We start from the raw sequence: 21,995 nt of genomic DNA on the forward strand, positions 1-21,995 counted from the left end.
TTAGTATTTCTCTTCAATTATATCTTTGCAAACAGTAAGCACTTTTTTTGATACTACTTCCCAACTCTGATGTTTTTCCACATATTCGCGCCCATTAATACCCATTTCGTCCCTCAAAGGAATGTCATATAATAATTTGAGAGTAGATTGACTAAATTTTTGAGGGTCCTCAGAGTTTATTAGTAGCCCTCCATTAATTTGTTTTAATATACCAAAGCCATTTATATTACTAGCTATAATTGGTTTCCCGCATGCCATATATTCATAAAGTTTCAACGGAGAATATCCCGAATTGAGAGGTTTTTTTGGAACTACACAAACATCACTCGCATTAATATAAATAGGAACTTTTTCATAAGGAACGCTGCCTGTAAAAAGGAAATGATCTGAAATATTCAATTTTTCCGCAAGTCTCATCCAATCATTTTTCATGATGCCATCACCTACTATTAAAAACATAGTATCAGTTTTTTTTTCTATAATCATGGGGGCGGCTTTTATCAAATATTCAACTCCCTGCCATGGAGCTAAATTTCCTACAAAACAAATGTAACTTCTATTTAAGGCTAGGTCCAAATCCAACTTACATTTTTCTCTATTGTGGGGTTTAAATAAATTTATATTTGCTCCATTACTGATCACATCAATTTTCATGGGATTTATGTTATATTGTTCTATTATCCCTTCTTTCACCCCATTTGTGACTGCAATTATTCTATCTGCCAATTGATAATTTATCTTTTCACTAAAAGATTTCAATTTACTGCCTAATAGAGATGATTTTAGTAGTTTTCCTTCATCACTTAATATGCCATTAATTTCAATTATGTAAGGTTTTCTTAAAATTATTTTTACTATCGATGGAGAAAAGGAAAATCCATCCTGCCTGCAATAAATGATATCTGGTTTTTTAATTATTGAATAGTATAATAAGTAAAACAATAACATAAACTGATGAGATATTGCTGTAAAAGGAAATATGTTTGCGACAGGAACATTGACTATATTTAAATTTGAATGTGTGGATGGAGTACTTTTTCTAATAAATAAAGTCAAGTCAATTGTTTTTGACAAATTTTCTGCAAGCTCAATTATATGAGTATTAGAACCATTCCCAGAATTGAGGAAGCCATTATATACCATAAAGCATTTCATATTATGAAACCTACATAGACATGTTTAGGAATTTTTTATTAATGTTGTATACATTTCCAGTGTTTTTTTGGCAATTGTAGGTGAATGAAATTTTTCTTCTGCATTCTTTTTTGCATGTTGTCCAAATTCTCTCCTTTTTTGTTCATTATATAGCAACTCAACTGTGCACTAAGCGATTTTCTCCGAATCATTTGGATTTATAATATAACCAGTTACACCATCTTCAATTAAAAACTCATTGCTTTTTATATTTGATGCTATTACAGGTGTCCCTGTTGCCATTGCTTCAATTACAGCCATTGGTTGTGTTTCTTGATTTGAAAGAAGGTAAACAATTGATGCTTTACGATACAATTCAAGAATTTCATCCCTTGTGACTCTCCCACGATATTCCACTACACTAGTTAATTTTTTTTCATTAATTGTATTCTTTACTTCTTTTAAATATGTATTTTCGAAACCACCAGTAAAAATGATTTTTACATCATTTATATCATCCTTTATTAATTCAATAGCATTTATTGCAGCTAGTTGATTTTTTCTTTTTGTGATTGTTGCGGGATAAAATATAATATTGTCCCTATAATTTTGTGGGACGTTAAAGAAGGATTCATCCATAGGATTGTTTATCTGAAATATATTTTTTACTTTTTCATATACTCCTATATGTTTAAGTTCATCTATAACGTATGGACTAATTGCAACAAAACCATCTAATTTAGGAATAATTCTACGTTTTAATACAAACAAATTGTAGTTCAATATTTGTTTAGATAGCAAATTTACATGTTTTCTTTCTAAGTGATACATCCCATGGAGTGTCACAACTTTCGGTGTTTTTGTCCCCATCACAAAAGATAAAGCAATAGGAGAATGGGAATGTATTATATCAAATTTGTGGGTTTTTAAAAAATTTCTAACAATTATAGCATCGCCAATAGATCGAATTATATACTTGATACGTGGAAAATAATGTATTCGTACATTTGAAGATATTGCATTAATAAAATAATCATCTATGTCATCTCTTATTGATACAACATCTATAGCAATATCTTCTTTTTCCTTTGGAAGATATTTCATCAAATTATATACTACATTATCTGGACCCACTGAAGGAGACCGCCCTGGCAATGGGAATAAACCAATCATACATATTTTCATAATTATATCACTCTTCTTATATCTTAATTGCTACTTATATGTGTGTTTGAATATATGGATATATGTGGATTTGAATATATTTGATTCATCTGTTTAAAATTATTCGTAAATATCCGGTTCGTCTCTTTTGATTTAATGTACAATTCATTGTGACCAGGTCCAATATAAAGGCCACCTTGGCTAAATGCTTTGTCCCGCATTATCCAATATCCACTATATTTTGAAATTTCAGAGGGTTTGTCTATTTCATTACTATCATAATATGGTAAGTTGTACATATTAGAGCCATTAAAGAATTTATATGGGCCGAAATATCTTTTAGTAAAATAATCTGAATATAACTGAGATTGAAATGGAACAAAATTTGATACATGACTAAAGCCTGCCAACTCTTCTTCTGTAAAATATTCACGTGGAGCTTGGGATGACAACATATTTTCATCCTGAATATTTGTTGTGATCGATATGAAAGTAAAAATGGATAAAGAGACAATGAGTAATATTATCATTACAGACTTTTTTTTGAAATATGCTTTGGAATAATGTTTGTAAAATGTAAAAACGCCATAACTCATTGCAAAAGCCATAAATGGACTTATTAATAACATAAATCGATCAAACCTAAACAGGTCCATGGTTTGCCATAATTCTTGAAGTGGGTTAGGTACAAACAACGGCAGTACAATTAAAGAAAATAAAGTGAATACTGGAGTATATATCTTCTTTTTGTCGTTCCAAAATGAATATCCAATTCCTATAAATGAAAAAAATATAAAAATGGACATGTCTAAATAATCGATTAAATTGCGCCAAATTGCCTGAGATGTATCGCCTCTTATAATTGAGCCTTCTAGTACAATAACTGTCTCGTATAGTTCAGAATGGGCATATATATCGATTAGATTCTCGGTGAAACCAACTGAAATATAAATCCAATAAAAAATTAATATCAAACTTAAGTATTGTATATATTCATACCGTATATATGTTCTTTTTTGTGTAATGTGTTGGCATAATCCTAAAATAATTAATAGAAATAGTATTTGTGGAAATGAGACTTGGTGAACAAGAAGTAAAAAAAAAGACAAAAGCAGAAGCAAAGCTCTTGTAATCATCTTATCAAGGTTTGCATAAATTAAATATAAAATAATGATAAAGCCTACAAACGCTATTGTTCGTGTTATAATATACGCGCCATAGGTTACGACTACAGGGCTCACGGAAAACAACATAGATGTTAGAAGAGAAATCTTCGAATTTTCTGTTGATCGATAAAAAACATAATAAACAAAGACAACTAATATTGAAAAAACAGGAGCGGTTATTAAAAATAATGTATTTTGGATATCTACACCCGTTAGATAAGAACTCTCAGCCACCAGTATGTGGTATAATGGAAAATTTGTATAGGACAAGGATAGTTCTGCTGGTATTACGAAACCTGTCAAATATGTTACTTTAGATATAAACAAATGATAAAATATGTCGGTATATCCAAAATAAAGAGGGTATTTAAAGACAACCCCATATATGAGATTGAGCATACATAAACTAATTTCTATTAGTATCAAACTGCTGGCATCTTTTTTTGATATTATCTGGAGGAAAATTATAGAATATATTGTTGTCAACAAGATAAAGTAACTTAACGATCTTCCATCATTTATTAGTAGAGCTATAATGGAAAGACAGTACAAAAAAATAAATATTAATGTCGGGAGTTTATGGCTAATATTTATTGTATGAAATGAATTTGAAATGATTCTTGTATTTTTATATGAATTTATTAGAAATAAAGCTGACAGTATAGCGGGAGCGCCTAACATCAATAAACCTTTGGTACCTGTGATGCCTTTTCCCTGAGAAAAAAACCATATGAAAGTGAACAAAATAGCTATTATTATAAGAAAAGGAATCATGTATGCAATATTTTCCAACAAACTATTTTGTGAACACTGTTTGTATAATCTATTTATTTCATTTTTTAATTTAGACATATGCACCCTTTTCCGCACCAAAATAGTATATTTATAAGTAATATATTATGTATTTCCTTTGATGTACATTCAATCTGATTAATACCACTTAAAGAAAAATTATGTATATTTGCAGTTACAGGAATGGCATTATTAAAAAACCCACATATACGGTATTTATATATTATTTTTGATATTGTTTTCATGTTAACTATGTCGACAGTGACTTGCTCATAATCCTGACATAATGGAGCGTACCGTTTCCTTTACACTCTCTTCAGATGAATACGTTGGGTTCCAACCAAGAGATCTTAATTTTTCTATCGAAAGTGCCATTCTTGGAACATCTCCTTTCCATCCTCTTTTTCCACCAGTGTAGCTGAATTCAATATTTTTTAGTTTCATTTCTTCAGCAACAATTTCACCGATTTGAGTTGCTTTGATCGTATCTTTAGAACCAATATTAAAGATATTCACACTATCTGAGCTATTGGAAATTGCAAAGAATATTCCATCAACACAGTCTTTTACATGTAAATATGATTTTGCTTGTTGTCCATCTCCTAGAATTTCAAGTTGATTTGGATCGTTTCTAAGCTTTTCGATAAAATCAAATATAATTCCATGGTTGCTTCGTTTTCCAATAATATTTGCAAAACGAAATATCCATGATTTCATATCAAACGTATGGGAATACGAAGTGATTAAAGCTTCACAGGCTAATTTTGAGGCTCCATATAGAGAAATGGGAATTAATGGCCCATAATTTTCTGGAGTTGGGATTTCTTTTGCTTCTCCATATACAGTTGAAGTAGAGGTAAAAGCAATATTTTTCACATTATTAATCCGCATGGCTTCAAGAAGGTTATATGTAGCTGCAATATTTTGATCAAAGTGTATTCTTGTATCGGATGCACCCAATTTTACGTCAGGATTAGCAGCAACATGGTATATGAAATTAACATCTTTACACGCTTCTTTGAGTTCATTGATATTAAGTAGATCTCCATTGATAAAAGTGAAATTAGGTTCATCAAAATAATTCTCTATGAATTTGATATTGCCGGAACTTAGATTGTCAAAAACAATGACCTGTTTTCCACTATCTATCAATTTATCAACAATATGGCTCCCTATAAAGCCTGCTCCTCCTGTAACCAGAATAATATCATCGTCTATGGACATAACAAGCCTCTTCAATTTCTTTTATTTTTATATGTTTTTCTAACGGAATAATACACATTTACTATCTGCGAAGCTATATTTTCCCACGTGAAATTGTTTCCATAATGCTTGATTTTTTCTTCATCCCATTCTTTATTCAAGGCAATTTCGATTTTGTCAGTTAAATCCTGTGAATCGCCTGGTTCAACCAGCAGCCCGTAATCATCAGAATTTATTATTTCCGGAACACCACCAACTTTGGTTCTAACAAAGGGTTTACCGCATCCCAGACACTCAAATAGAACAGTAGGGTTACCTTCATTCAAACACTCATATACCAAGTATTACATTGTACTATAAATATATTTATGCTCGTTTGAATGAGTTTATAATCTCCCTCCATATAGAAGCTATATTTTCATTATTGATATCCTTCATAGATTCTACGGAATTAAAAGAATATTCTTCTACTCTTTTTTCATCATCCAACATATTAATTATTTTATCTGCAAATGATTTATAATCATCATATATTTTAATAATTATCCCATTGTAACCATCTTCTATCAAATCCTGCACATCACCACAATTTGATGTAATGACTGGAACTCCACATTTTAGTGATTCAACTACCGAATATGGGAATCCTTCTCTTTCAGATGTTAAAACCGAAAATTTAGCTTTATTATACCATTCCCATACATTTTTCTGGTAACCAGCAAAGTATACATTACCATTTAAACCAAGTTTTTCCGATATTTTTTCTAATTTGGGCCTACATTCCCCATCTCCTACGATTGCTACTTTTAAATTTGGATAATTGCCAGTAATGATTTGAGCTGCTTTCACCAATACATCAACATGCTTAACTTTAGCTAATCTGCCAACAAAAATGAGGTCATATTCTTTATCTACCTTTTTCATCTCAAAGTTATCATCAATAACATGGGGTAGAACTACTATTTTATTTTCACTAATTCCAATAGAAGTCAAAATATTTCTGGTATAACTGCCAGTTACTGTAATGAGATGTGAATGGTTAAGCATCCATTTAAAAAATTTGGCCCTAAGGTTCAGTTCAGGAAGAGGGGTGCAATAAGTGTAATTCCCTATTGGACTACCGCCTGCATATAGTTCAACTGGTCCTGCAATTAACGAAGTACCAACTTTTCTACCTGTTAATTTACTTACAATAAATGCTATTGTAGCATGGGGAAATAGTAAATATCCATGAACTAAAGATGGTTTTTTATAAATGGAAAGATAAATCATAATAATAAATTTAAATGCAAAAGCCAATGGTATGAATTTCAAACTCCAGCTGGGGGGACAATAATAATTTACTTTATTTGTTTTTATTCCCTTTGTATCTCTAACAACCATTATTTCGTCAATTTCATCTAATAAAGTGATGGGGTATATATGATTCAATAAACTTCGATCTGCTAATTTTCCTGTAATTAATAATTTCATAAAATCAACATGTCCTTTTTTTTATTGAACCGCTAATTATTTGATGTAAAAATCGTGGATTGTACTGATAAAAATGGAAAATTAAGTGTTTTACAAGGTCTATACGATATTCTCGCCTGCGTTTTTGTACTTCTATAATATAAGTTGCTTCTTCCATTATATCCAAAAATTCACCCGTAATCTTTGATTTCAATTCCTCTTTTTCAGTCCCATCTAATAACAAGGGTCGAAATTTTTTATCAATAATCGCAGGTAATATCTCATAATCATCAATCCCTTCTTTTGAAATATTACAGGAAAAAATCATAGATTCACGCATTTTTCTCTGCCACATGTCGAAAACAAAATTTCCCATACTGTAGGCAATAATTCCATCATTATATTCTTCCACGCCCTGCAATACATGAGGATGATGTCCCAATATTAACTTTGCACCAGCATCTATTATTGCATGACCCAAATCAACCTGTTTGGGAGAAGGTTTTCTTATGAACTCATTCCCCCAATGCATTGAAACGATTAGTACATCTACTTCTGAACTGGCTTTTTTTACATCTTCGATAATTTCAGTGGGATTATCAACAGAACAATATGCGGTTTTGTCCCCAATCAAGCAATATGCCAAAAATCCAACTTTTACTCCCTGTACTTCCATAACAGAAACGGTTCTGGATTCTTCTTTTGTATCAGCAACTCCGACATCTAAAATTCCATTTTGCTGCAATAATTCTTTTGTTTCTTTGAGTGAAGGCTCTCCATGTTCCAGAATATGATTGTTTGCTATGAATACAACATTAAAGCCAGCGGATGTGAGTTCATGTATGGATTTTTCTCTCCCTCTTAAACTGACTGATGCAAGAGAATTATGATCGATATCAATGTCTGATAATACACATTCCAGGTTTCCACAAGTAATATCTCTCTTCTTAAGTATTTCTGAAACATTACTGAATAAATACCCTTCATTATTTTTGAGACTGCTTCCCACTCCATGGCCAACGCAGATAGGATGGTCTCCAAGCATGATATCTCCCACGGCTACCAGAGAAACAGTATCTTCTGACATAACTAACAAATCCTTCATGTATCCAATTCTGAAATTATAAATTTATGTTTCCCAGCATTTGTTTTTGATAATTTATTTACATATTTGAATTGGACATCTAAACCATCATTTTTTCTTTTAATCAGATGACGTAAATGTTCCAACTCACCATCTTCAAATTGTTTCTTACAGACCATATTGAAAATTATTAATTCTTTACATGTTTGAATAATTTGACACTCTACGAGATTATTTGCGTTTTTCATTTCACTGACAATATCATTATAAAGTGCTGCACCATGAATGTATTTACCGGTTGGAGACATCAGCATTTCTTTATCTCTGCCTACAATTTCACTCAGTAATTTGGATCCTCTACCACAACTACATATACCCGATTTTAATACTCCCAAATCTCCTGTATCATAACGAATTAAGGGCATTGCAAAATTATGTAATGTAGTAGCTAAGATTTTTCCAGTTCCATAGTCAAGTTGCTTTCCTTCGTCTGAAGTAATTTCCATTACACTTCTTTCAGTATCAATGTGTAATCCGGAATGTTGCCTACATTCATAAGCACTTACTCCCCCATCATTTAAACCATAACCATCAAAAACATCACAATTAAAGACACTTGATATTTTCTTTCTCATATGGGGATATAACTTTTCAGCAGTTGTAAACACACTTTTTGGAGAACAAATTCTTAATCCATTTTTTTCTATATGGTTTGCAAATAGGTAAATTGATGATGCATACCCTCTTATAAATTTAGGTTCAAATGAATTTAATATATCTACAAATTCGTTCATAGTATTTGCATCCATATCAAAAGCAGACAATTTTATAGAATTTCTTGTTTTTTGAACAATACGATCATATAATGTTGATTTAGGATGGATGTCCAGAGAGGATCCTGCCAAAAATACTATTTTATCACCTAAAGAATAGCCACCATACCCCCACCCTCTGTAGAGAAGGGCACCCGACAAAAAGCGATCATACTTTGAGATACGATATTTCAGAGGAACTCCTGTAGAACCACCTGTGGAGCGTTCATAATATTTCATACTTCTCAGATTCTTTGGTTTGAAATCTTCCCAGTTTTTTTTGATTATCTCTTTTGTAAGAATGGGAAGTTTCTCCAGATCCTCCACCTGTCTGATATCTGCAGGTACAATCCCTAGTTCCCGGAACAATTTGTGGTAGTAGGGCACATTCTCCCACACAAAATCCACCATTTTCCTCAACTGTATCTCCTGGGATTCTTTCTGCCGGGCATAACTCTGCCACTGGTTTGCAAGCAGCCGTTTGTAGGTGGGATAGAAATTGCGGTCGCCAATCTGATGTGCAAGGATGAAGAGGGGTTTGTGGAGCATTAGAGATCACCTGTATTGATTATTTCAACAATCCGTCCACTCGCATCCCCCAATCCATACCTATCTTCATGCATTTCTAAAGATGGTTTGAATCCATTCACCATTTCTACAATTTTTAATTTATCTGCACCAACCAGAACATTCCATCCATCCTCAATAGTCTCCATCCATTCCGTGTTGTCTCTTAACGTAACACATGGAACTTTTAACACATAGGCTTCCTTCTGAACTCCACCGGAATCGGTGAGAATCATCCGGGCATTGTCCATCAGTTTTATGAAATCAAAGAAACCCAGAGGCTGGGTGAGGATTACCGATTCTTTTAATCTGTCGTATAATCCATATTTTTTCAGGAATTTCTCAGTACGTGGATGAAGAGGAAATACAATCTTATCATCGAGCTCAGATAAGGCATTCACTATATTTGTAAGATTATTTTTGTCATCGGTATTGGATGCACGATGGATTGTAGCAACCAGATATTGTCTGGATTCAAGGTTCATATCTTCAAGAACATGGGACTTCTTTTCTGCTATCTCCTTGTTGAATAGCAGAGAATCAACCATAACATCGCCTGTAAGATGAACATTTTCTGTGATGCCTTCATTTTTCAGGTTCTCCACAGCGTTTGGAGTCGGACAGAACAAAATATCTGAACAATGGTCTGTCAGGATTCGGTTAATCTCTTCAGGCATTGTACGGTCAAAGCTTCTGAGTCCGGATTCGATGTGGGCGGTTTTTATGTGCAGTTTTGAAGCTGCAAGTGCTCCTGCGAGTGTGGAATTGGTATCACCGTATGTGAGGACAAGATCGGGTTCTTCCTTTAGCAGAACTTCTTCTATTTTATCAAGCATTTCTCCAGTCTGCTTACCGTGTGAGCCGGAGCCTATGTTCAAATGATATTCAGGTTCAGGTAGTTGCAGTTGATCAAAGAATATCTTGTTCATCTGATAATCATAGTGCTGTCCGGTATGAATAAGTATTTCTTCATGGTGTTTTCTCAACTCCTTTGAGACAACCGATGCTTTTACAAACTGTGGTCGGACACCTATGATGCTTGCTATTTTCATTGCTAAATACCCACAAATGTTATTGATTACTACATTCTCTTTCTATGAAATCAACCATGAAAGAGGAAACATCAACTTTATCTTTTAATAAACGTTCACGTTTTTCTTTCCATTCAGTTTTGATCTCAGGGTTCTGGATAATTTCTATAGATTTTTGCAATGCTTTTTCAGGGTCATTGAAATTAAAAATGAGTCCATATTTATTTTCAAGTTCAGTGAAATTAGCCATGTCATTTTTGCCTACAAAAGAATTACATCTGATTGCCGGTGTTCCTAATACAGCTGCTTCTGTAGTCATTGTTTGGCTATCTCCAACCAGCATTTGTGCAAAATAAAGGAAATCATGCATTTTTTCAGGAGGTATGTTTATTCTGTTGGCCTCCAACTCATCTTCAAGTTTTGTCTCAGAAGATATGTATACTTTCGCATATTTCTCAAGTTCTTTAACAAACCTTATTTTTGTCTTAATATCAAAACCTTTTCTTTTGATATCGTGGCCTGCATTCCATGCGACAAATCTCATCACAATATACTTATCTTGGTCATCTATATCCAAATTATCAAAAACGTCCTTAGTGGGGATGAAATTGTTTGGATGTAAATATGCAAGTTCTTTGTATCCGTTAATACGAACTTGCTTATCCCCAAGGTCTTTTCCAAAATTTGAAGGAGTGAAAATTACATCTGCAAAAGGGTATGTAATTAGGGCAGTTGATCTTACGACTTCCGAATCATTGAACAAAAAACATTTTTTTCTAAGAATTTTGGCAGAATGGCCTGCACACGGATTTAACATTCCCATCAATATATCGGGTTTGAATCTTCGTGAAATTTTAAATATTTCATAATCTCTTTTTATCCATTCATATATTAAATCAAGTTTGGTATTCCCAATCTTACCAACTGGAATATATTCAATATCATATGCATTTAGTAATTTGATTGATACATCTTTATCCCTTGCAGTTACTAAAACTTCATGTCCCTTTTCTTCGAGCTCTTTAATTGTGTTTTTGTAAAAATGAACATGTGTAGGGTGGCCGATATCAATTAAAACTTTCATAATTTCACCTTATATGTTTAAACACTTAATCCTTATTGTACTGCACAATGCTCCCCTTCGCACACATCGGTATAACCCTGGCACTCTTCTACATTGTCACAAGAGGTAGAAACATCAACTACTGGTACGTGATCATAGGCTCCATGCTGCCCGACATCATTGACAAAGTCATAGGACGGGTGCTCTTTGCCGACACCTTTGCCAGCGGCAGGATCTTTGCACATTCCCTGCTCTTTGTTGTGGTGCTGGGCCTGACAGTCGAATTTATAGGATTTATAATAATCCTGATCTTCACTGCCACAGAATTGAGACAACGCCTCCGTACCTCTTAAAAACTTATTCATAGGGTTGATTGCTCCTCATCTCATGGCTTCTCATATCCCTTTCCGACTCCTGCATGTCAAACAGCATGGCAAATAGCAAGAACTGCAGGCCCGCTATCAAAATCACCGCATCCAGCAGGGGATAGTTGGTAGATACCGACAAAGACAGTATCTTGCGGATCAAAATGTACAGCCCGAACAATGCACCCGCAGGTAGCATGATCATCGATAAGGTGTAGAACAATACCAGGGGATGGAAGTTCAGGATCATGTACTTCATCTTCAGGCGCCACAGGAAACTGCGAAACAGCATCAGGGAGACCTTGATCATGTAGGGGCCGTACTTGATGGTGGATTTCTCATTGCCGTAGCGGGCCGGCATCACCACGTCCAGCGTACGGAATCCGAAGGCATTGAGCCGCACCAGCATGTGGTTGCAGTAGCCGTAGTAGGTGTAGATCTCATCCAGGCCGATATTGGCCAGGGCTTCCCGGGAGATGGCCGTATAGCCGTTCTGGGGATCCATAATGTGCCAGTAGCCGCTGCCTATCTTGGTGATCATGGTCAGCAGGCCGTTGCCCAGGGTACGCCACTTGCTCATCCCGCCTCTGAACTCGGCACTGAACAGGCGGTTACCCTTGGTGTAATCCGCCTTGCCCTCGATAATCGGGTACAGGAGTTTGGGCAGCTGGTCCGGGTTCATCTGGTTGTCCCCGGCCATAATGGCTACGATGTCCATGTCCTCCTTTAATGCGCGTTTGTAACCGTTAATTAAGGCTGCACCTACTCCTTGATTAGTCTCATGATTGATAACAAAGAGCCGTGGGTCTTCAATGGAATTGAGCACTTCTGCAGTATTATCCGTACTGCAATCATTGATAACATAGATGCGGTCCACATACTCGGGAATTCCCTCAATGGTCGGCACTATCAGTTTTTCCTCATTGTAGGCCGGCACGACCACACCGATCTTATGTTCCTGCAGGAGATGTTCTTTTTCCGGGGAGGCTTTGTATAACTGGACACCCTTGAACCGGCATCCTGCATCTTCGGCTTCCCGCAACATTTCGGTCTCCACGCCGTCACCGGTTTCGGTGAACTTCAACTGTTCATAGGCCGCAGGAGAAAAAGCACAGAATCCGCAGGTATTGTGTATGAAACCGGAAACTTCTGCAGGACACTCTTCTTCCCCGGAATAACAGCCGCAAACCGCGTCAGCCTCATTTCGCATCACAGGACTGGTGATTTTGGGTATGTCATCGGGATTATGTCTGCCATTGGCATACAGGGTCACAATAATGGCAGGGTCATGTTTGCTCGCTTCTTCAAAACCCGTTTTAAGAGCCAGGGCTTTACCCCGGTTGGTCTCATGTTGTACCAGAATAGCTTCCATCGACTCGGCAATGAATGCAGTAGCATCATCACTCCCGTCATCCACCACCACAACTTTATCGACATAAAGTCTGGCCCGTGACAGGATATCTCTCAAGTGCACCTCTGCGTTATATGCCGGAATTACTGCAATCGTTGACAACCATCCACTCCCTCTATCGCAATTATATACTGGAATATAATAATATATCTTGGCTTATATATTTGTAGGCAATACTCTTCTAATAATATTTAGTTATTTTGATTAGCATATACAGATTGCCTGGAGAAAATAATTATTATAAACCAGCAAGCAAATTGCTTGCAATCATTTGTAATATAGAACTACAAAATTCTGGCATCCGGCACATTGTTACACAATATATATTTACAACGTCTACGCATCCTTATGCCATGCACTCCCAAACAATCCTCATCACCGGCGGGCTCGGCCAGGTCGGCTCGTATCTGACCGACCGCTTCTGCACCGACAACAGGGTAATCGTGCTGGACAACACATCCTCTCCCTGCCGACACGACGTGCCCGCAGGCGTCCAGCTGGTCATCGGCGACATTCAGGGCCCGGAAGTGGTGCGGCTGGTGGAGCAGGCCGATGTCGTCATCCACACCGCCGCCCAGATCGATGTCAACCGCTCCCTGGACCAGCCGCTCTTTGACTGCGAAAACAATATACTCGGTACCCTCAACCTCCTCGAGGCCGCCCGGCGGACCAACCTGGAACGCTTCGTCTACTTCAGCTCCGCCGCCATCTACGGCGACACCTTACACACGCCCATCGAGGAGGACCATCCCGCACAACCCCTCTCCCCCTACGGCGTCAGCAAACTCACCGGCGAACAGTACGCCCTGATGTACCACCGGGCCTTCGGCCTGCCCGTGGCAGTGCTGCGCCCCTTTAACATCTACAGCCCCCGCCAGGACCCTTCCAATCCCTACTCCGGTGTCATCACCAAATTCATCGAACGCGCCAAAGCCGGCCAATCCCCGGTAATCTTCGGCGACGGGCAGCAGACCCGCGACTTCATCTCCGTGCACGACATCGTGGATCTGGTAGAACTGCTGGTCGAAAAGGACGAAGCCATCGGCAGGGTCTTCAATGCCGGCACAGGCACACAGACCACCGTCAACCGGCTCGCCGGGATCGTGCAGGAGGTCTTTGGCAGTGACCGGGCCCTGGAATACCGGGAGGCCCGGGCCGGTGACATCCGCCACAGCGTGGCCGACATCAGCGCTGCGCAAGGGCTGGGCTTTGTCCCGCAAGTTTTTCTGGAGGACGGGTTGGTGGAGTTTGCGGGGGAGTGAAAGGGGTCATATCCAAACCGGATAGGCTTAAATAAAGAAAAACCAAACTTGTAATCAGATGAAAATGACACCCAATGATAGGATAACGATCAGTCACGAAATCTGCGCAGGCAAACCTGTAATCAAAGGGACCAGGATATCGGTGGATTTTGTCATTGAACTTCTGGGAAATAACTGGACATACGATGATATTCTGGAAAATTATCCCCAAATTGATAAAGAAGACATCCTTGCAGCATTAAAATATGCTTCCTAAGAAGGAACATATATTCAATTTTTCCTTTATTACACTTGTTTACTAATTATTTGTTCAATTTGTTCAATTACTTCTTCTAATCCAACTTCTACGGAAGGTTCAACTCCCTCTGGCACATGTTTGTGATGAGGATATGAATGTATATCTTTATGGTGGGCTGCATTATCGTATCTAAATACTAAATTTCCTTTCATATCAGAAAAATTAAACCTGTACTTTAGACGCTCTTTTCCAATGCATACATATTCCATGAATTCAAGCACATATCCGCCGAGAAAAACCAATTGTCCCCTAACCATCCCTTCTGAACGACTGAATTCCTTGTAATCAACATATCTATCCATAATGAAATCAGAATTGCGAATCAATTCTTCTATTGATTCAAAGTACTCAGAAATCACCACTTTGAAATCACCGATTGTGCCTGATCCAACTGTGTTTTAAGAGTCTCAAGACCCTTCAACAGCCCCCACCATTCAAAAAAATCCTGTGAATCCCCGAGGTCCCCGTTTTCAAATTCTATACAAAATCGGGACGACGGCATATTGTACCTGTCTTCAAAAACAGCAATTTCTTTTTCTGCCAGGCGGATCTTTGCCCGCAGCAGAAGAATCTCCTTTTCCAGTGACTCTTTTACAACAGGTAATGCATCATCTGAGATTGCGACTTCCATAATAGGAAATATACGTACTCAAATTAAAGGTTTTGTGGCAGATAAGTAATACTGAAAACCAGGATAGTTTTTAAGTAGCAGTGATGCGGATTCCAGTCTACAGGATTAAAGCTTAGGCAACGGCAATTTCTCCGAGATCATCTATTGTATGGTTGCCAAGGGGTGGAATAGGCAGATTTCGACGCAATCTTAAAATGAGCCACTCCTCGATGATTTCCTCCAGGTTCTGGCGGCACTCTTCAAGGGACGTACCAGTTGCCCATACCCCTTCCAGTTCAGGTATCTCTCCATAGTAAGGCTCCTCTTCATCTTCAATTATCTCATATTTGGCTCTTTCAAGGGCTGCCTGTATATATTCGATCAACATGGACTTTATATCTCAAGCAATTATCCCTTTGGGGATTGCATATATCAGATATTTAGTAATTATCCTCATTTAGAAGTAGACTGGCAATCCTCAATGGATGGACATTTATATGTATAGGTGCCTATAGTATCCTATAGACTAATATCACAACGTCTCTGCAATCGGTGCAAAGGAGAATCAAAATGGCAACTACTATCTGTGTGGATCCACAAACAAAAGAAAATCTAAAAAGTCTAAAAAAATATCCAAAAGAGTCCTTTAATTCTGTAATCGAGAGATTAACCAGAATGGCAATCGATGAGGATGAACTAAGCGATGAAGCTATTCAGGACATTGAAGAAGCTTTGGAAGACATCAAAATGGGTAGGACCTATAGTGAAGATGAGGTCAAGAAAGAGCTTGGTTTGTTATGAGTTACGCCGTAATCTATACAAACAAATCACTGAAACAGTTGAAAAAACTATCTATAACTGTAAGTGAGAGCATAATCAGTTCAATAGACGAATTAAAAAACGATCCCTATTGTAACATAAAAAAATTGAAAGGCACAGGTAAACAACCTTTGTATTCTCACCGGGTTGGGGAATATAGAGTCATCCTGACAATCGAAAACAACAGAATGCTGATATTTATTGTAGAAGTTGGGGATCGTAAAACAATCTATAGGAAATATCAATCCTGAGATGATTTCCTCCAGGTTCTGACAACACTCTTCAAAACAAATACCCATTGCTTGAAACACTTTCCAGTTCAGGTATCTCCCATAGTAGGGCTGTTCTTCAGACTCTCCAAAAAATTGGATCCAAAAAAACATTATATATTTATCATTCAAACCACATAAAGAACAATTCATAAAAAAACATCTGGAGAAACAAATCATGAAAAAGACTGTAGAAAACCTATCAAAAGCGTTTGTCGGCGAAAGCCAGGCCAGAAACCGATATACAATTTATTCCAAAGTTGCTAAAAAGGAAGGTTTCGAGCAAATTGCCGATCTATTTCTCCTCACCGCAGAGAATGAAAGAGAGCATGCAAAATGGAGTTTCCGTCTGATCAATGAGTTGAAAGAAAAAAGCGGGGAATCCTTCGATGCCATTGCAATTCAGGCTGATGTTCCGAATGACTACGGCACAACCGCCGAGAACCTGAAAGCCGCGATCAACGGTGAGGACTACGAAACCACCAGCATGTATCCTGAATTTGCACAGACTGCTGAAGACGAGAACCTGCCTGAGGTCGCAGCAAGGCTCAGAGCCATCGGCAAGGCTGAAATGCATCACAAAGAGCGGTTTGAACAACTTCTCCGGGAAGTGGAAAACGAGACCGTTTTCAAAAAGGAAAAGCAAGTCGAATGGGTCTGCCGCAAATGTGGTTATGTACACAGAGGACCCGAACCTCCCGAAGAATGTCCTTCATGCGACCATCCCTACAACTATTTCGAGAGAAAGTGCGAAGAGTATTAAGGTCATATCCTGAACAAAACACATTCATCCCCTCTGTGTTTTTCATGGCCAAAATCACATTGGGGATTTCTTCTTCCTTAAAATAATAGATAACCCGGAAGATTGTAGAAGGCAAATTCGCCATTCTACAACTTCCGGATTTCTGTTTTTGTGGCAGTTCTAATCAATTTCTCAAAAAGCTTACTGAACAATATATGTGACCTGAACAGACATTGAAACCTTTGACTCTCCCGGCTCAATTGGTGTTGCCGGTTCTTCAGCAGCATCCATTGCCAAACTCTCTTCATAATATGTTCTTGGCTGTGTACCATCACTTATAGATGATGACTTCACGCCTACGATCTCCACACCCAGATTATCAGCCAGTGTCTCGGCTTTGGATGACGCATCGGCCACAGCTTCGGTGATCAGTTCCTCATGCAATTCTTTCTGTTTGTCATCAGATATGCTAAAAGAAACCCCGCCGATCTGATTTGCTCCTGCAGATGCAGACCTGTCAATAATCTCTCCGAGGATATCGAGGTTTGTAGTGGTAATCTGCACACTATTGGAAGCCGAATATCCTTCAATTGTCCGTGTCCCTTCTCCATAATTGTATTCAGGCCTCACAGAAACATGTGATGTCCGGATATCTTCCTCCTCCAGGCCGAGACCTTTAAGTTCCTCGATAACCGCATTCATGATGGCTGAATTTTCCTGACTCGCTTCTTCTGCAGTGGGAGCCATGACTTCTGCACCAATGTTCAGGGTTGCAGTGTCGGGCACAACCATCATTTCCGCATTTCCATTCATCTGCAGAGTGTTTTCTGAATCACTGTCAGATCCGCCGACCGATCCTGCATATAACGTCGCTGCCATTAGCACCAGCACTACTGAAAGTGCAATGATGATGTAATATGACTTCTCTTTATTATTTTCCTGGGACATTTAATCCTCTCCTTTATTCATACAATAGATGTACCGGCAGGTATTAAAAAATTGGCTAAGGTTCGAATTCGTTCGAAGTTAATCAAAAGAGACAGGTAGAGAAAACCCCCTCTCTGCTCAGGTATTTCAACTTTTAGAACAGGATTCTCAGGGCTAGTTGACATAAACCGTCTCATGAATGAAAACAGCCATGCTTATATAACAGAACTAATATTTTTGTGACATCATCAGGTGAACGGGACCGGTCTAAAAACATCATGTACCCCAATACACCACAATCCCATCTATTTTCTCCGGTCCCTTTCACCCGCTTATATCGCTCTTCTTCCAGTCCCATATCCTCTCAGGTTGATATCAGGTGTATGCTTATTACTGTGACAAGTTTTCTGCAGAGTAATTATATCTGTAACATATCTGCCAGAGCAATCAGAATCACTTTCTCTTCCTCTGCAATCTCCTGCATCCGGGGAGTAAAACCTGCCCGGCTTATCAGGGCGAAATGTTCCTGGCTTTCAGGATACCAGTCCACAAACCTGACCATTTCCTTCAGGGAATAGTACACATCCGGTCCAACCTTTTGCACTTCCATTATTTGAGATGTTGTAAGTCTTTTTGTCGAAAGAGGTATATACTATCTTACTTGTAAGATATATGGGGCATTTTATGACTTTAATAGATGTAAAAAGTGTGACTGTCAGCAAAAAAGGGCAAATTACCATTCCCGGCGCATACAGAAATTCCGGTATGAAGATAGGCGACAAAGCAGCCGTTTTTGTGTATGACGACCACATTGAGATTCGACCTTTGTCTTTCATCGAAGAAGGATTAAGTTGTGCTATCGCTTCCCAGGAATCCCTTTCAAAAGAATGGGACACTCCTGAAGAAGATGCTGCCTGGGATCATTTGAAAGACTATCTGGGGAAGTAATCGATGATTTATAAAGGAAATATAGTTATAATTCCTTCCCCTTTACAGACAATAACAATAGCAAACTCAGACCGGCGATCGCTGTTTCTGATCAGATGAGGCGGGACGTGATACTGTGCCAGATCACATCCAGAAAACCTGCGGACAATTGTGCTGTCTATGTTTCAGATAGCGATCTATCTGAAGGCTCACTTCGCCAGGGTAGCTGGGTTCGGGTGAACAAAATATTCACAATGGAGTCCAGCAATGTCCTTAAAATAATTGGAAATGTTCATTTGTACAAACAAAAAGAAATTCAGAATAAGTTATTGAAACTTTTCCTGTAAGTCTTTATCTGCCAGACCAATCAGGATCACTCTTTTTTCCTCTGTGACCTCCCGCATTCGGGGAGTAAAACCTGCCCGATTCACAAATTTACGGAACATGTTTATTATGATTGTGCTTCGTATATTGATAATGGTACTGATGGTGAACCCCCTCCCTTATGAAAAAAGGCTTCCTGCTTCTTCTCTTTTCCTAACGGACACAGGTCCACAGGCATCCGGATTAAATGTCATATTTGCTGTAGCACTGACCGCGGGTGCACCGTTCATTATAAGGAGAAAGGGTGAAGTGTTCCAAATCAGGAACACTTACACATCTTTAGCAATAATTTTATCCGCATACTCGCAAGCCACAGGCAGCCTTACTAAATTCCCGGTATAGGTCATCTGACATACTCCCACGACTAAATTGCGTGGGGTTCTACGGTTGATTGCTTTCTAATCATTGCCGCTTTGGGGATACCAGTATTCCCCTTTGCTACATCACTTTCTGTAGCAAATCGAACTATGTTTGGAGATAATGCAATGTTGAAAGCTGCATTAACATCCGCATGTTCAACGTGTCCACAAGAAGGACACTGGAAGTTTTTGCCATTTCTGTCCCCTATATGACCGCATCTGCTACATGATTGAGAAGTGTATGCAGGGTCGATATAAGCGATAGGAACTCCAAGTAGTTTGGCTTTGTATTCTATCATCATTTGGAACTGATAGAAAGACCAACTATTCAAGGAATAACGGAATGACTTTGCTTGTTTCTTGTTCTTACGGATGCCCTTGAGTTCTTCGAGCTTGATTCCGTAACCATTTTCATAGGCATTACCCACTATCTTCTTGCTAATTTTGTGGTTAATGTCTCGGACGATTCTACTTTCACGGTTTTTGAGTTGTTTTACTTTTCGATATTTACCTCTCTTTTGTAGATTTTTACGGATATGTTTGTATTTTTCATGAATATATTGTCCTGATTTACCGAGTTTCATAATTTTTCCAGTATCAGTAGATGCCACGACTGCTATATGACCTGTAGTATTTCGGTCTACTCCTAACCATTCTGTAGCTTCATATTCTGAATTTTCTTTGTGGGTTACAGAAACAAAGAGATATTCGTTATCTACTTCAATCTGATTGATAGTGTCGAAGTAGATGGGGATTTCATGATTAAATTCCAATTTCAATGCTGTTATTTTGATAATTTGTGATGTAGGAATATACTGGATTCCCTGTTTAGGGATTGTTAATTTAACCTTATTGATACGTTTTATCTTCTTATTACGTCCGTATTTACGAATAATCTGATTGCTCATCACTGATTTTAATCCGAATTGTTTTACATCTTTGGAACTGAATTTATCTGAATGCGGATGATGCTCTAATACATAGTGGGCTACTTGTTTAGCCTTTTTTAGTTCATCGGAAAAATCTCGATGATGCTTGATTTTGTATGTGAGTATCATTTATTTTTCTGATCCTCAATGTATTTTTTAACCGTTTTTTCCGAAATGTGACCTACAGATTCACAATAGTAGCTTCGAGTCCATAATGTCGGGAGTCTAGTTCTCATTTCTGAAAATTCTTGTCTTAAAATACGAGATGTATAACCCTTCAATTGTTGAACAATCCAATGAGGACTCATTGTAGGTGTAGTTTTCACAAATAGATGAACGTGGTCGGGCATTATTTCCATTTTTTCAATGGTTACTCCTATTTCTTCTGCTTTATTATAGAGAAGTTCCTTTAAACGTGCTTCAATCTCATTTTCTAAAACATTGCGTCTATATTTAGGACACCATATTAAATGAAAACCAATGTTATACACCGTTGTATTGCTATGTTTCCATCTCTCTGTTGCCATGATAATGTATTATACGTCTGACATCTATATAACATTTGTGATTAACTAAATGAGCGGGGTACGATTCATCCTATGACTAAAGTCATAGGCTTTTTCTACCCCTACGCCCCATTAGTCGTAAACCGTCCTTCGTTTAAATATATGTTAATATATTTCACATAAATTGTTTGGGTTTTGGCTGTAAATGTTGTGGAAATAATGGAGGGCTGAGGTGCAATAACATTGAACACAAAACACGGTATTTCAGGTATATCGTGAAGTATCAGAGGTGCTTGTCAGCCGGCCGGACAAATTTTAATTGACATTCAAGCCCTTGCCATCAGGGAGGGTTGGTTGACATTTCGTCAATTGAGACAAACTGATCCTTTTCTTCCAGACGCTTGTACATCCGGTCCATGAATTTCTCCCTATCAATCAAATCCATCATGCGTGTAAGAATATCGCTATAGGTCTCTCCCTTATGACCATAGTTTTTCAATCTGTCTCTTATTGCTTTTGTTGTGGGGATAGTCGTTGCGTGGTTAATGTGTGTGCTCATGTGTCCTATCTCCTATCGATTATTAGACGTGTCAACTAATTCTCCCGGATGAATGTTTAATTGACATTCAGGTCCCTTCTGTAAAGGTTGTGTAGTTGACCCTTTGTGCGATATTAAAGCAGTAACTTAGCATGATACAAAATTATCCGCACATCTGAAC

Annotated in this window: 26 protein-coding genes and 1 pseudogene; 8 read left to right on the forward strand and 19 right to left on the reverse strand. The window is 37.8% G+C overall.

Annotated features, from left to right (window positions below):
* The 10 genes from EFE42_RS00555 to EFE42_RS00600 all read right to left on the reverse strand — a co-directional run bounded on the left by EFE42_RS00555 (position 1) and on the right by EFE42_RS00600 (position 11,489).
* Positions 1-1,143 carry a glycosyltransferase family 4 protein gene (locus EFE42_RS00555; protein WP_158599148.1) on the reverse strand — a complete coding sequence of 381 codons (1,143 nt, stop codon included), beginning with the start codon at positions 1,141-1,143 and terminating at the stop codon, positions 1-3.
* Positions 1,144-1,323: 180 nt separating this feature from the next.
* Positions 1,324-2,319 (reverse strand): glycosyltransferase family 4 protein, encoded by a 996-nt coding sequence (locus EFE42_RS00560; RefSeq protein ID WP_123135401.1) that lies wholly within the window; start codon positions 2,317-2,319, stop codon positions 1,324-1,326.
* Positions 2,320-2,342: 23 nt separating this feature from the next.
* On the reverse strand, positions 2,343-4,316 hold the full coding sequence (locus EFE42_RS00565; RefSeq protein ID WP_123135402.1) for a hypothetical protein: 1,974 nt from the start codon (positions 4,314-4,316) through the stop codon (positions 2,343-2,345).
* 210 nt (positions 4,317-4,526) lie between these two features.
* On the reverse strand, positions 4,527-5,480 hold the full coding sequence (locus EFE42_RS00570) for an NAD-dependent epimerase/dehydratase family protein (protein WP_123135403.1): 954 nt from the start codon (positions 5,478-5,480) through the stop codon (positions 4,527-4,529).
* 11 nt (positions 5,481-5,491) lie between these two features.
* Positions 5,492-5,800 (reverse strand): glycosyltransferase, encoded by a 309-nt coding sequence (locus EFE42_RS00575; protein WP_123135404.1) that lies wholly within the window; start codon positions 5,798-5,800, stop codon positions 5,492-5,494.
* Positions 5,801-5,825: 25 nt separating this feature from the next.
* A complete protein-coding gene (locus tag EFE42_RS00580; RefSeq protein WP_123135405.1) occupies positions 5,826-6,932 on the reverse strand; it encodes a glycosyltransferase in 1,107 nt (368 codons plus the stop codon).
* A 4-nt stretch (positions 6,933-6,936) separates the two neighbouring features.
* Positions 6,937-7,998 carry a CapA family protein gene (locus EFE42_RS00585; RefSeq protein ID WP_158599149.1) on the reverse strand — a complete coding sequence of 354 codons (1,062 nt, stop codon included), beginning with the start codon at positions 7,996-7,998 and terminating at the stop codon, positions 6,937-6,939.
* 14 nt (positions 7,999-8,012) lie between these two features.
* Positions 8,013-9,356 (reverse strand): phenylacetate--CoA ligase family protein, encoded by a 1,344-nt coding sequence (locus tag EFE42_RS00590; protein ID WP_123135407.1) that lies wholly within the window; start codon positions 9,354-9,356, stop codon positions 8,013-8,015.
* Positions 9,356-10,426 (reverse strand): non-hydrolyzing UDP-N-acetylglucosamine 2-epimerase, encoded by a 1,071-nt coding sequence (gene wecB, locus EFE42_RS00595; protein ID WP_123135408.1) that lies wholly within the window; start codon positions 10,424-10,426, stop codon positions 9,356-9,358. The genes EFE42_RS00590 and wecB overlap by 1 nt, the downstream gene beginning before the upstream one ends.
* Before the next feature lie 19 nt (positions 10,427-10,445).
* Positions 10,446-11,489 carry a DUF354 domain-containing protein gene (locus EFE42_RS00600; protein WP_123135409.1) on the reverse strand — a complete coding sequence of 348 codons (1,044 nt, stop codon included), beginning with the start codon at positions 11,487-11,489 and terminating at the stop codon, positions 10,446-10,448.
* A 47-nt stretch (positions 11,490-11,536) separates the two neighbouring features.
* On the opposite strand from EFE42_RS00600, the gene EFE42_RS00605 reads away from it, so the two are divergent.
* Positions 11,537-11,821, forward strand: a complete 285-nt coding sequence (locus EFE42_RS00605; RefSeq protein WP_123135410.1) for a metal-dependent hydrolase — start codon at positions 11,537-11,539, stop codon at positions 11,819-11,821.
* A gap of 4 nt (positions 11,822-11,825) precedes the next feature.
* Here the strand turns inward: EFE42_RS00605 and EFE42_RS00610 are convergent, their stop codons facing one another.
* Complete coding sequence (locus tag EFE42_RS00610) at positions 11,826-13,346, reverse strand: glycosyltransferase (RefSeq protein WP_123135411.1); 1,521 nt, start codon at positions 13,344-13,346, stop codon at positions 11,826-11,828.
* A gap of 251 nt (positions 13,347-13,597) precedes the next feature.
* Here EFE42_RS00610 and EFE42_RS00615 point away from each other — a divergent pair, with 251 nt between their 5' ends.
* Positions 13,598-14,506, forward strand: a complete 909-nt coding sequence (locus EFE42_RS00615; RefSeq protein ID WP_123135605.1) for an NAD-dependent epimerase/dehydratase family protein — start codon at positions 13,598-13,600, stop codon at positions 14,504-14,506.
* Between the two features lie 64 nt (positions 14,507-14,570).
* Positions 14,571-14,762: a DUF433 domain-containing protein gene (locus tag EFE42_RS00620; protein WP_123135412.1), complete on the forward strand. Its 192-nt coding sequence runs from the start codon at positions 14,571-14,573 to the stop codon at positions 14,760-14,762.
* 29 nt (positions 14,763-14,791) lie between these two features.
* On the opposite strand, the gene EFE42_RS00625 is transcribed toward EFE42_RS00620, so the two are convergent.
* The 3 genes from EFE42_RS00625 to EFE42_RS00635 all read right to left on the reverse strand — a co-directional run bounded on the left by EFE42_RS00625 (position 14,792) and on the right by EFE42_RS00635 (position 15,802).
* Positions 14,792-15,166: a DUF6516 family protein gene (locus tag EFE42_RS00625; RefSeq protein ID WP_123135413.1), complete on the reverse strand. Its 375-nt coding sequence runs from the start codon at positions 15,164-15,166 to the stop codon at positions 14,792-14,794.
* Complete coding sequence (locus EFE42_RS00630; protein WP_123135414.1) at positions 15,160-15,435, reverse strand: hypothetical protein; 276 nt, start codon at positions 15,433-15,435, stop codon at positions 15,160-15,162. Before EFE42_RS00630 ends, EFE42_RS00625 begins: the two co-directional genes overlap by 7 nt.
* A 112-nt stretch (positions 15,436-15,547) precedes the next feature.
* The gene (locus tag EFE42_RS00635; RefSeq protein ID WP_123135415.1) at positions 15,548-15,802 is read right to left on the reverse strand and encodes a type II toxin-antitoxin system HicB family antitoxin; all 255 of its coding nucleotides are present in this window, start codon (positions 15,800-15,802) and stop codon (positions 15,548-15,550) included.
* A 182-nt stretch (positions 15,803-15,984) separates the two neighbouring features.
* Between EFE42_RS00635 and EFE42_RS00640 the strand changes: the two genes are divergently transcribed.
* From EFE42_RS00640 to rbr, 3 genes are all read left to right on the forward strand, one after another.
* A complete protein-coding gene (locus EFE42_RS00640) occupies positions 15,985-16,215 on the forward strand; it encodes a hypothetical protein (RefSeq protein WP_123135416.1) in 231 nt (76 codons plus the stop codon).
* On the forward strand, positions 16,212-16,484 hold the full coding sequence (locus EFE42_RS00645; protein WP_123135417.1) for a type II toxin-antitoxin system RelE/ParE family toxin: 273 nt from the start codon (positions 16,212-16,214) through the stop codon (positions 16,482-16,484). Before EFE42_RS00640 ends, EFE42_RS00645 begins: the two co-directional genes overlap by 4 nt.
* 196 nt (positions 16,485-16,680) lie before the next feature.
* Positions 16,681-17,265, forward strand: coding sequence for a rubrerythrin (gene rbr / locus EFE42_RS00650; RefSeq protein WP_123135418.1), 585 nt, complete (start codon positions 16,681-16,683; stop codon positions 17,263-17,265).
* Between the two features lie 180 nt (positions 17,266-17,445).
* Here rbr and EFE42_RS00655 read toward each other — a convergent pair whose 3' ends face one another.
* Entirely contained in the window at positions 17,446-18,192 is a 747-nt protein-coding gene (locus EFE42_RS00655; RefSeq protein WP_123135419.1) for an SIMPL domain-containing protein, read from the reverse strand.
* Between the two features lie 397 nt (positions 18,193-18,589).
* Positions 18,590-18,781 carry a hypothetical protein gene (locus EFE42_RS00660; protein WP_123135420.1) on the reverse strand — a complete coding sequence of 64 codons (192 nt, stop codon included), beginning with the start codon at positions 18,779-18,781 and terminating at the stop codon, positions 18,590-18,592.
* Positions 18,782-18,855: 74 nt separating this feature from the next.
* Between EFE42_RS00660 and EFE42_RS00665 the strand changes: the two genes are divergently transcribed.
* Both EFE42_RS00665 and EFE42_RS00670 read left to right on the forward strand, forming a co-directional pair.
* On the forward strand, positions 18,856-19,119 hold the full coding sequence (locus tag EFE42_RS00665; RefSeq protein ID WP_096712500.1) for an AbrB/MazE/SpoVT family DNA-binding domain-containing protein: 264 nt from the start codon (positions 18,856-18,858) through the stop codon (positions 19,117-19,119).
* Positions 19,120-19,184: 65 nt separating this feature from the next.
* Positions 19,185-19,445 (forward strand): annotated as a pseudogene (locus tag EFE42_RS00670) (type II toxin-antitoxin system PemK/MazF family toxin); the annotation flags it as partial.
* A gap of 401 nt (positions 19,446-19,846) precedes the next feature.
* Here EFE42_RS00670 and EFE42_RS00675 read toward each other — a convergent pair.
* The 3 genes from EFE42_RS00675 to EFE42_RS00685 form a co-directional block, all read right to left on the reverse strand.
* Positions 19,847-20,899, reverse strand: a complete 1,053-nt coding sequence (locus EFE42_RS00675; RefSeq protein WP_123135423.1) for an RNA-guided endonuclease TnpB family protein — start codon at positions 20,897-20,899, stop codon at positions 19,847-19,849.
* Positions 20,896-21,297, reverse strand: coding sequence for an IS200/IS605 family transposase (gene tnpA / locus EFE42_RS00680; RefSeq protein ID WP_123135424.1), 402 nt, complete (start codon positions 21,295-21,297; stop codon positions 20,896-20,898). The genes EFE42_RS00675 and tnpA overlap by 4 nt, the downstream gene beginning before the upstream one ends.
* Positions 21,298-21,616: 319 nt before the next feature.
* Entirely contained in the window at positions 21,617-21,835 is a 219-nt protein-coding gene (locus EFE42_RS00685; protein ID WP_199724060.1) for a hypothetical protein, read from the reverse strand.
* Positions 21,836-21,995: the final 160 nt, after the last annotated feature.

The organism is Methanohalophilus sp. RSK (assembly GCF_003722075.1).
Classification (GTDB): Archaea; Halobacteriota; Methanosarcinia; order Methanosarcinales; family Methanosarcinaceae; genus Methanohalophilus.

Coding starts and splice junctions, on each gene's coding strand:
- EFE42_RS00555 (WP_158599148.1), bottom strand. CDS start 1,143: ATGGTATATAATGGCTTCCTCAATTCTGGGAATGGTTCTAATACTCAT.
- EFE42_RS00560 (WP_123135401.1), bottom strand. CDS start 2,319: ATGAAAATATGTATGATTGGTTTATTCCCATTGCCAGGGCGGTCTCCT.
- EFE42_RS00565 (WP_123135402.1), bottom strand. CDS start 4,316: ATGTCTAAATTAAAAAATGAAATAAATAGATTATACAAACAGTGTTCA.
- EFE42_RS00570 (WP_123135403.1), bottom strand. CDS start 5,480: ATGTCCATAGACGATGATATTATTCTGGTTACAGGAGGAGCAGGCTTT.
- EFE42_RS00580 (WP_123135405.1), bottom strand. CDS start 6,932: ATGAAATTATTAATTACAGGAAAATTAGCAGATCGAAGTTTATTGAAT.
- EFE42_RS00585 (WP_158599149.1), bottom strand. CDS start 7,998: ATGTCAGAAGATACTGTTTCTCTGGTAGCCGTGGGAGATATCATGCTT.
- EFE42_RS00590 (WP_123135407.1), bottom strand. CDS start 9,356: ATGCTCCACAAACCCCTCTTCATCCTTGCACATCAGATTGGCGACCGC.
- wecB (WP_123135408.1), bottom strand. CDS start 10,426: ATGAAAATAGCAAGCATCATAGGTGTCCGACCACAGTTTGTAAAAGCA.
- EFE42_RS00600 (WP_123135409.1), bottom strand. CDS start 11,489: ATGAAAGTTTTAATTGATATCGGCCACCCTACACATGTTCATTTTTAC.
- EFE42_RS00605 (WP_123135410.1), top strand. CDS start 11,537: ATGCTCCCCTTCGCACACATCGGTATAACCCTGGCACTCTTCTACATT.
- EFE42_RS00615 (WP_123135605.1), top strand. CDS start 13,598: ATGCACTCCCAAACAATCCTCATCACCGGCGGGCTCGGCCAGGTCGGC.
- EFE42_RS00620 (WP_123135412.1), top strand. CDS start 14,571: ATGACACCCAATGATAGGATAACGATCAGTCACGAAATCTGCGCAGGC.
- EFE42_RS00630 (WP_123135414.1), bottom strand. CDS start 15,435: ATGGAAGTCGCAATCTCAGATGATGCATTACCTGTTGTAAAAGAGTCA.
- EFE42_RS00635 (WP_123135415.1), bottom strand. CDS start 15,802: ATGTTGATCGAATATATACAGGCAGCCCTTGAAAGAGCCAAATATGAG.
- EFE42_RS00640 (WP_123135416.1), top strand. CDS start 15,985: ATGGCAACTACTATCTGTGTGGATCCACAAACAAAAGAAAATCTAAAA.
- EFE42_RS00645 (WP_123135417.1), top strand. CDS start 16,212: ATGAGTTACGCCGTAATCTATACAAACAAATCACTGAAACAGTTGAAA.
- rbr (WP_123135418.1), top strand. CDS start 16,681: ATGAAAAAGACTGTAGAAAACCTATCAAAAGCGTTTGTCGGCGAAAGC.
- EFE42_RS00655 (WP_123135419.1), bottom strand. CDS start 18,192: ATGTCCCAGGAAAATAATAAAGAGAAGTCATATTACATCATCATTGCA.
- EFE42_RS00660 (WP_123135420.1), bottom strand. CDS start 18,781: ATGGAAGTGCAAAAGGTTGGACCGGATGTGTACTATTCCCTGAAGGAA.
- EFE42_RS00665 (WP_096712500.1), top strand. CDS start 18,856: ATGACTTTAATAGATGTAAAAAGTGTGACTGTCAGCAAAAAAGGGCAA.
- EFE42_RS00675 (WP_123135423.1), bottom strand. CDS start 20,899: ATGATACTCACATACAAAATCAAGCATCATCGAGATTTTTCCGATGAA.
- tnpA (WP_123135424.1), bottom strand. CDS start 21,297: ATGGCAACAGAGAGATGGAAACATAGCAATACAACGGTGTATAACATT.
- EFE42_RS00685 (WP_199724060.1), bottom strand. CDS start 21,835: ATGAGCACACACATTAACCACGCAACGACTATCCCCACAACAAAAGCA.